This window comes from Jatrophihabitans sp. (assembly GCF_035474675.1).
Taxonomy (GTDB): domain Bacteria; phylum Actinomycetota; class Actinomycetes; order Mycobacteriales; family Jatrophihabitantaceae; genus Jatrophihabitans_A.
Genome location: NZ_DATINC010000112.1, coordinates 19,163 through 27,695, shown reverse-complemented (window position 1 = coordinate 27,695; position 8,533 = coordinate 19,163). Strand labels below are relative to the sequence as shown.

Annotated in this window: 9 protein-coding genes; all 9 read left to right on the top strand. The window is 73.9% G+C overall.

Translation table 11 applies throughout. The features are described from left to right. Positions 1–84: 84 nt before the first annotated feature. The 9 genes from coaD to smc all read left to right on the top strand — a co-directional run bounded on the left by coaD (position 85) and on the right by smc (position 8,533). Positions 85–603, top strand: a complete 519-nt coding sequence (gene coaD / locus VLJ82_RS13275; RefSeq protein ID WP_408663835.1) for a pantetheine-phosphate adenylyltransferase — start codon at positions 85–87, stop codon at positions 601–603. Beyond that, positions 600–1,238, top strand: a complete 639-nt coding sequence (locus VLJ82_RS13270; RefSeq protein ID WP_408663834.1) for a hypothetical protein — start codon at positions 600–602, stop codon at positions 1,236–1,238. Before coaD ends, VLJ82_RS13270 begins: the two co-directional genes overlap by 4 nt. Positions 1,239–1,431: 193 nt before the next feature. Then, a complete protein-coding gene (locus VLJ82_RS13265; protein WP_408663833.1) occupies positions 1,432–2,001 on the top strand; it encodes a YceD family protein in 570 nt (189 codons plus the stop codon). 28 nt (positions 2,002–2,029) lie between these two features. Continuing rightward, entirely contained in the window at positions 2,030–2,209 is a 180-nt protein-coding gene (rpmF, locus tag VLJ82_RS13260; protein WP_408663832.1) for a 50S ribosomal protein L32, read from the top strand. Positions 2,210–2,258: 49 nt separating this feature from the next. After that, a complete protein-coding gene (gene rnc, locus VLJ82_RS13255) occupies positions 2,259–3,179 on the top strand; it encodes a ribonuclease III (RefSeq protein WP_408663831.1) in 921 nt (306 codons plus the stop codon). Position 3,180: 1 nt separating this feature from the next. Then, positions 3,181–4,050 carry a bifunctional DNA-formamidopyrimidine glycosylase/DNA-(apurinic or apyrimidinic site) lyase gene (mutM, locus tag VLJ82_RS13250; RefSeq protein ID WP_408663830.1) on the top strand — a complete coding sequence of 290 codons (870 nt, stop codon included), beginning with the start codon at positions 3,181–3,183 and terminating at the stop codon, positions 4,048–4,050. After that, on the top strand, positions 4,047–4,328 hold the full coding sequence (locus tag VLJ82_RS13245; RefSeq protein WP_408663829.1) for an acylphosphatase: 282 nt from the start codon (positions 4,047–4,049) through the stop codon (positions 4,326–4,328). The genes mutM and VLJ82_RS13245 overlap by 4 nt, the downstream gene beginning before the upstream one ends. A 190-nt stretch (positions 4,329–4,518) precedes the next feature. Next, entirely contained in the window at positions 4,519–4,707 is a 189-nt protein-coding gene (locus tag VLJ82_RS13240; protein WP_408663828.1) for a hypothetical protein, read from the top strand. Positions 4,708–4,924: 217 nt separating this feature from the next. Beyond that, complete coding sequence (smc, locus tag VLJ82_RS13235) at positions 4,925–8,533, top strand: chromosome segregation protein SMC (RefSeq protein ID WP_408663827.1); 3,609 nt, start codon at positions 4,925–4,927, stop codon at positions 8,531–8,533.

Below are 8,533 nucleotides of genomic sequence, written 5' to 3'. Positions count from 1 at the left end.
GTACCCGCCGTCCTGCCAGGCCAGCCGGCTGGCGAGTCCCACCCAAGGCATGAGAGTCCAAGGCATGAGATTCGAAGGCATGAGATGAGCGCTGAGCCGAAAGTCCGCCGAGTCGCCTGTCCCGGCTCCTTCGACCCGGTGACCAACGGCCACCTCGACATCATCGGCCGGGTGGCCGAGCTCTACGACGAGGTCGTGGTGGCGGTGCTGGTCAACCGCAACAAATCCAGCCTGTTCACCGTCGAGGAGCGGATGGCGATGCTGACCGAGGTGACGGCCGGCTACGGCAACGTCCGGGTCGACTCGTTCTACGGCCTGCTGGTCGACTACTGCCGCGCCCATGAGATCCCGGTCATCATCAAGGGCCTGCGGGCGGTCAGCGACTTCGACTACGAGCTGCAGATGGCCCAGATGAACCGCGGGCTGGCCGGGGTGGACACCCTGTTCATGCCGACCAATCCCGAGTACAGCTTCCTCGCCTCCAGCCTGGTCAAGGAGATCGCCACCTACGGGGGCGACGTCTCCAGCTTGCTGCCGGTCTCGGTGCACAAACGGCTGCTCAGCCGGCTGGACGAGATCCACCCGGACCGGCCGCGGTCATGACCGACCACACCCTGGCGCGCGCCGACGAGGTGCTGACCGAGCTCATCGAGCTGGTGGAGACCGCCCGCACGCTGCCGATGTCGTCCTCCTGCGTGATACCGCGCGAGCGCACCCTGGACCTGCTGGACGCGCTGCGCGACGTGCTGCCGCCGGAGCTGGCCGAGGCCCGCCGGGTGGTGGCCCAGCGCGACCGGACGCTGTCCGAGGCCGACAGCATCGCCCACGAGCAGCTGCGGCAGGCCCAGGAGGAGGCCCAGGCCACCGTGACCGCCGCCCGGGAGCAGGCCCGCACGATCGTGGAGAGCGCCGAGCAGCAGGCCGAGGCCGCCGTGTCGGCCGCCGCCGCCCAGGCGAGCGAGCTGGTGGAGGCCGGCCGGCGCGAGCAGCAGCAGCTGGTGTCGGCCGAGAGCGTCCACCAGGCGGCGGTCGCCGAGGCGGCCCGGCTGGGTGCCGAGGCCGAGCAGCGGGCCCAGGCGATGCTGGCCGAGGCCCGCGAGCAGGCCGACACGCTGACCGGGCAGGCGCACAGCTACGCCTACAGCACGCTGTCGGACCTGGTGGACAACCTGCACCGGCTGGCGGCCACCGCCGAGAACGGCCGCGCCGCGCTCGGCCAGCCCCAGCCGCCGGCCTAGCCCAGTACACCCAGCGAGCCGCCCGACCTCCGCCGGCTGCGCTCCCTGTGGCCCGGCCGGCGGCGATTTCCGCGCCGTCGGCGGCTCGGGTATTCTGAACGACGGCCATCATTACGGCCAGGCTCGACTATGCACCAATGCTGTTTTTCGTTGTACGAAGCACCGCTGAGAATTCAACCGGTAGAGGTCACCAGTGAACCCGCGCAGCCCGTTCGTCCTGGACACCAGGAAACTCGGACGCAGGGCAGGTTCGCAGCGCCACCACCGGCTCGAGATCCCGGCGCCGGCGCAGCTCGGCCTGGAGATGATCGGCGTTCCGGAAGGGACGCCGTTGGTGGTGGACGTCCGGCTCGAAGCGGTCACCGAAGGCGTGCTGGTGACCGGCTCGGTCACCGGAACGGTCAGCGGCGAGTGCGGTCGATGCCTGACCGCGTTCACCGACGGCCTGGCGGTCGACTTCGTCGAGCTGTTCGCCTACCCGGACAGCGCGACCGAGGAGACCACTGACCCGGACGAGGTTTCGCGGATCGAGGCGGAACACCTCGACCTGGAACCGGTGGTGCGCGACGCGGTGGTGCTCAGCCTGCCACTGACGCCGCTGTGCCGGGCGGATTGTCGTGGCCTGTGCCCCGAGTGCGGGGAACTGCTCGACGACCTGCCCGACGACCACACGCACGAGGCCCCGCTAGACCCGCGGTGGGCCGCTCTGGCAGAGCGGTTCTCCGCGGCCGATGAAGCCGACAGTTCAGTACGTTCCGAATAGTTTCCTCCAGAGTCAGGAGTAGATAGCCGTGGCCGTTCCGAAGCGGAAGATGTCGCGTGCCAACACCCGGGCACGACGCTCGCAGTGGAAGACCAGCGCCCCCACTCTGGTCAGCTGCCCCAACCGCGCCTGTGGCCAGCCCAAGCTGCCGCACACCGCGTGCTCCAACTGCGGCCAGTACGACGGTCGGCAGGTCCTCGCGGTCTGAGGAAGGCCGCCGTGACCCGCTCTGCCCGCCGGTGCGGGAGCCGCTGACGGTGGCGACCAAGCCGGTCCACACCGCCGACCCGGCGGAGCTCGCCGCGCACCTGGGCGTGCACGTCGACCCCGAGCTCTTCCGGCGCGCGCTGACCCACCGGTCCTTCGCCTACGAGAACGGCGACCTGCCGCACAACGAGCGGCTGGAGTTCCTCGGCGACTCGGTGCTGGGCCTGGTGGTGACCGAGTCGCTCTACCGCGCGCACCCCGACCTCGCCGAGGGCCGGCTGGCCAAGCTGCGTGCCTCGGTGGTCAACATGCGCGCGCTGGCCGAGGTGGCCCGCCAGATCGGGCCGGACGGCATCGGCAGGTACATCCTGCTCGGCCGGGGCGAGGATGCCACCGGCGGCCGGGACAAGCCCTCCATCCTGGCCGACACGCTGGAGGCGATCCTGGGCGCGATCTACCTCGAGCACGGCCTGGAGACCGCCGCCCGGGTGGTGCACCAGCTGTTCGACGCGGTGCTGGCCGCGGCTCCCGGCTACGGTGCCGCGCTGGACTGGAAGACCTCGTTGCAGGAGCTGACGGCGGTGCGGGGCCTGGGGGTGCCCGAGTACGTGATCACCTCCGACGGCCCCGACCACGCCAAGTCGTTCACGGCCGCCGCGGTGGTCGACGGCGTCACCTACGGCGTCCGGCTGGGCCGCAACAAGAAGGAGGCCGAGCAGGCGGCGGCCGAGACGGCCTGGCGGGCCCTGTCCGGCGATGCAACGGCCGAACCGGCCGAGTCAGCCGAGCCAGTTGCGGCAGTCGAGCCAGTTGCGGCAGCCGAGCTGACCGGACCAGCCGAACCGGCCGGGACAGCCGAGCCGGTCGCGGCACCCGAACCGGCCGGGACACCCGACCTCCCCGCCTCGGCGAACCCGGCGATCGGAACGCCGCCGGCCGAGCCGCGTCCCGACGTCCCGGCGCACGGCTGACGTGCCCGAGCTTCCCGAGGTCGAGACCGTCCGGGCCGGCCTGCAGCGCTGGGTGGTGGGCCGCACCATCGCCGAGGTCGACTCGCTGCACCCGCGCGCCATCCGCCGGCACCTGGCCGGTCCGCAGGACCTCACCGACCGGCTGGTCGGACGCCGGATCTCCTCGGCGCAGCGGCGCGGCAAGTACCTGTGGATGCCGCTGGACGACGGCCCGGCCTGCCTGATCGGCCATCTCGGCATGAGCGGGCAGCTGGTGATGCTCGCCCCGGGCAGCGAGCCGGGACCGCACCTGCGCGCCCGGATCGCCTTCGCCGACGGCGACACCGAGCTGCGCTTCCTGGACCAGCGCACCTTCGGCGGGCTGCACCTGGACGAGCTGGTGCCGGACGGGCCGACCTGGGTGCCGTCCGGGATCGCCCACATCGCCCGCGACCCGCTGGACGACCACTTCGACGACGCGGCCTGGATCAGCTCGGTCCGGCGGCGCAACACCACCATCAAGCGGGCACTGCTCGACCAGTCCTCGATCTCCGGGGTCGGCAACATCTACGCCGACGAGGGCCTGTGGCGGGCCAGGCTGCACGGCGACCGGCCGACCGCCGGGATCTCGCGGCAGTCGCTGGCCACCCTGCTGACCGAGCTGCGCGCGGTGTTCGCCGAGGCGCTGCAGGCCGGCGGGACGTCGTTCGACTCGCTCTACGTCAACGTCAACGGCGAGAGCGGCTACTTCGAACGGTCGCTGAACGCCTACGGCCGGGAGGGCGAGCCGTGCGGGCGGTGCGGCCGGCCGATCCGGCGCGCCAAGTGGATGAACCGGTCGTCCTACTTCTGTCCCGGCTGCCAGCGGCCGCCACGCCGGACGGCCGCGTGAGCGAGGACCGGGTACGGCTGGTCGCCACTGTCTCGGGCCAGGTGCAGGGCGTGGGATTCCGCTGGTGGACCCGGTGCCGGGCGCTGGAGCTGGGCCTGGTCGGCGAGGCCGCCAACTTGCCGGACGGCCGGGTGCGGGTCCGCGCCGAGGGCTCCCGGGCCGGCTGCGAGCAGCTGCTCCGACTGCTGCGCGGCGGGGACACCCCCGGTGTGGTCCGGGACGTGCAGGCGGGCATCGAGGCCGCCGAGGGCGGTTTCACCGGCTTCGTGGAGCGCTGAGACCGGGCCGGTCCGCCACCCGAACCCGCCGCCGGCTCGGGGCGGGCGTGATTTGTTTCTCAGCCGTGACGGTGCGACCATGGACCGACAATCTCCCATCCCGACCGGCCAGCTCGCCGGACGCCTGCGGCGCCACCGCGCCCTCGCCCTCCGACGCCCGAGCGGCCGGCAGTCCGTGAAAGGTCGGCACATGGCCAGGGCGCTGCTGGGCTACCTTCCAAACTCCTCAGACCGCTATCTCGCCGAAGAGGTGGCGCGGCTCAAGAACCGGGTGCGAGTCCTGGAGGCGGAGCTGGCCGAGCTGAAGGCAGCGCAGGAATCCGAGCAGCTGCTGCACGAGCTGCACCGCATCGCCAGCGGGGCCTCGGCGCTGGCCTGAGCCGTCCCGGCCGCCGCGTCAGGCGGTGGCCCGCACCGTTCGACCAACGCCCCAGGCAACGGCTTCGAGCTGTTCCAGCCGACGACCGGCGGTGGCTTGAGCCGGTCCGGCCGGCCGGCGCGCTAACCTCTGCTGCGGGCACCCTCGCGCAGATCCGGCAGACCTTGCAGATCCTGCGCTCCGCCTGCCGCGCCGCCGAACCACGTCCGGAGCCTGAGTGCATCTGAAGTCGCTGACCCTGAAGGGCTTCAAGTCCTTCGCCTCGGCAACCACCCTGCGGTTCGAGCCCGGCATCACCGCCGTGGTCGGGCCGAACGGCTCGGGCAAGTCCAACGTCGTCGACGCCATCGCCTGGGTGCTCGGCGAGCAGGGTGCCAAGGCATTGCGCGGCGGCAAGATGGAGGACGTCATCTTCGCCGGCACGTCCGGCCGGCCGCCGCTGGGCCGGGCCGAGGTGACCCTCACCATCGACAACGCCGACGGCGCGCTGCCGATCGACTACGTCGAGGTCTCGATCACCCGCCGGATGTTCCGCGACGGCGCCAGCGAGTACGAGATCAACGGCGAGAGCGCCCGGCTGCTCGACATCCAAGACCTGCTGTCGGACTCCGGCATCGGCCGCGAGATGCACGTCATCGTCGGCCAGGGCCAGCTGGACTCGATCTTGTCGGCGCGCCCGGAGGACCGCCGCGGCTTCATCGAAGAGGCCGCCGGCGTCCTCAAGCACCGCAAGCGCAAGGAGAAGGCGCTCCGCAAGCTCGACGCCATGCAGGCCAACCTGACCCGGCTGACCGACCTGACCGGGGAGCTGCGCCGCCAGCTCAAGCCGCTGGGCAAGCAGGCCGAGATCGCCCGGCGGGCCGCCGGGGTGCAGGCCGAGCTGCGCGACGCCCGGCTGCGGCTGCTGGCCGACGACCTCTCCAGCATGCGCGAGACCCTGCAGGCCGAGATCGCCGACGAGACCGCGGTCCGGCAGCGGCGCGCCGAGGTGGAGCAGGCGCTGACCGAGGCGATGGCTGCCGAGGCGGAGCTGGAGGCGGCGCTGGCCGGCGACGCGCCCGCCGCGGCGGCCGCCAACGACACCTTCTTCCGGCTGTCGGCGCTGTCCGAGCGCTTCACCGGCACCCAGAAGCTCGCCGCCCAGCGGCTGCGGCACCTGTCGGAGTTCGCCGAGCAGCAGCGGCTGTCCCGCGACCCGGACGAGCTGGAGCGGGAGGCGGCCGAGGTACGGGCCACCGAGCAGGCGCTGACCGCCGAGCTCGCCGCGGGCCGGCAGGCGCTGCAAGACGCGGTGGCCGAGCGGCAGCAGCTGGAGCGCGAGCTGGCCGACGCCGAGCGGGCAGTGCTGGCCGCGGCCCGGGCGGTGGCCGACCGGCGCGAGGGCCTGGCCAAGCTCGCCGGCCAGGTCAATGCGCTGCGCAGCCGGGCCTCGGCCGGCGGGGACGAGATCGCCCGGATCGCCGCCGCCGCCCAGCAGGCCCGGGAGCGCGCCGCGGCCGCCCGGACGGAGCTGGAGACCGCCCACCGCGAGGTCGGCGCGCTGGACGAGGGCGAGCTGGACCTGGACAGCCGGCACGAGGCGGCGCTGGCCCGGCATGCCGAGGCCGCCGAGCGGCTGCGGGAGCTCACCGAGGCACACCGCACCGCCGACCGCGAGCGTTCCACCTGGACCGCGCGCCGGGAGGCGCTGGCGATGGGACTGACCCGCAAGGACGGCGCTGGGGCGCTGCTGGGCGCCGGCGGGCAGCTGCCCGGGCTGCTCGGCTCGGTGGCGGCGCTGCTGAGCGTGCAGCCCGGCTACGAGGCGGCCCTGACCGCGGCACTCGGCGCGCTGGCCGACGCGGTGGCGGTCAGCTCGCCGGCCGAGGCCCGTACCGCGCTGGAGCTGCTCAAGCGCACCGAGGCCGGCCGGGCTGGGTTGCTGGTGGGCGGCGGGCCCGGGCGGCTGGAACGGGCCGGCTGGCCGGCCCTGCCGGCCGACGCCCGCTGGGCGGTCGAGGTGATCAGCTGCCCCGACCCGCTCCGGTCCGCGGTCGAGGCGGCGCTGGACCGGGTAGCCGTGGTGGCCGACCTGGACGCCGCGGAGCGCTTGGTCGCCGAGCATGCCGAAGTGCGCGCCGTCACCCGGGCCGGCGACGTGCTGGGCCGCAGCTGGGCCGCCGGTGGGTCGGCATCCTCGCCGAGCGCGCTGGAGGTCCAGGCCGCGGTGGACGAGGCCGACCAGCGGGCCGGCGAGGCCACCGCCACCTTCTCCCGGCTGGAGGCCGAGCTCGCCGAGCAGCGCACCGTCACCGCCGGCCTGCAGGCCGAGGCGGAGGTCACCCTGGCCGCGCTGAACGAGTCCGACGCCCGGCTGAACGCGGTCGCCGAACGGCTGGCCCAGCTGGCCCAGGCCGAGCGCTCGGCCACCGGCGAGGCCGACCGGCTGGACCTGGCCCGGCAGGCCGCCGAGCAGGCCCGGGACGCCGACCTGGCCGGCCTGGTGGAGCTGGAGGAGCGGCTGCGGGTGGCCGAGGCCGAGCCGACCGATGAGGAGCCGCCGGTCGCCGACCGGGACGCCCAGGCCGAGCGGGTGGCCGCGGCCCGGCAGGCCGAGATGGAGGCCCGGCTGAGCGTGCGGACCCAGGAGGAGCGGGTCCGCGCCCTGGGCGGCCGGGCCGAGCAGCTGCTGCGCTCCGCGCAGGCCGAGCGGCAGGCCCGAGCCCGGGAGGAGGCCGCCCGGCTAGCCCGGGTCCGGGGCGCCCGGATCGCCACCGCGGTCGAGGCGGCCGCCAGCCGCGCGCTGGCCGAGCTGGAGACCGCGCTGGCCCGCGCCGCCCGGCACCGGGACGCCGTCACCGCCGCCCGCGCCGAGCGGGAGGCCGCCCTCCGGGCCGCCCGGACCACGGTGCGCGAGCTGGGCGCCGAGCTCGCCCGGCTCACCGACGCGGTGCATCGGGACGAGGTGGCGCGCGCCGAGCAGCGGCTGCGGATCGAGCAGCTGGAGGCTCGGGCAGCCGAGGAGTTCGGGCTGGAGCCGGCCGCCCTGCTGGCCGACTACGGCACCGACCAGCCGGTGCCGCCGTCGGCCCAGGAGCTGGCGGAGTGGAACCTGGCCAAGGAGCGCGGCGAGGACGTGGTCAGCCCGCAGGCCGGCCGGTACGACCGCCGGACGGTCGAGAAGCGGGCCGCCCGCGCCGAGCGGGAACTGGCCCTGCTGGGCAAGGTCAACCCGCTGGCGCTGGAGGAGTTCGCCGCGCTGGAGGAGCGCCACCAGTTCCTGTCCACCCAGCTGGAGGACCTGAAGAACACCCGGCGCGACCTGCTCACCGTGGTACGGGAGGTGGACGACCGGATCCTGGAGGTGTTCAGCGCCGCCTACGCCGACGTGGCCCGGGAGTTCGAGGTCGTGTTCGCCACCCTGTTCCCGGGCGGTGAGGGCCGGCTGGTGCTGACCGACCCGGAGGACATGCTGACCACCGGCATCGAGGTGGAGGCCCGGCCGCCCGGCAAGAAGGTCAAGCGGCTGTCGCTGCTGTCCGGCGGCGAGCGGTCGCTGACCGCGGTCGCGCTGCTGGTGGCGATCTTCCGGGCCCGGCCGAGCCCGTTCTACGTGATGGACGAGGTCGAGGCCGCCCTGGACGACGTCAACCTCGGCCGGCTGGTGGGCCTGATCGGCGAGCTGCGGGCCTCCAGCCAGCTGATCGTGATCACCCACCAGAAGCGCACCATGGAGGTCGCCGACGCCCTCTACGGGGTCGCCATGCGCGGGGACGGGATCAGCCAGGTGATCAGCCAGCGGCTGCGGGACTCCGCCGAGGACCAGCCGGTCGCCGCCGCCAGCTGA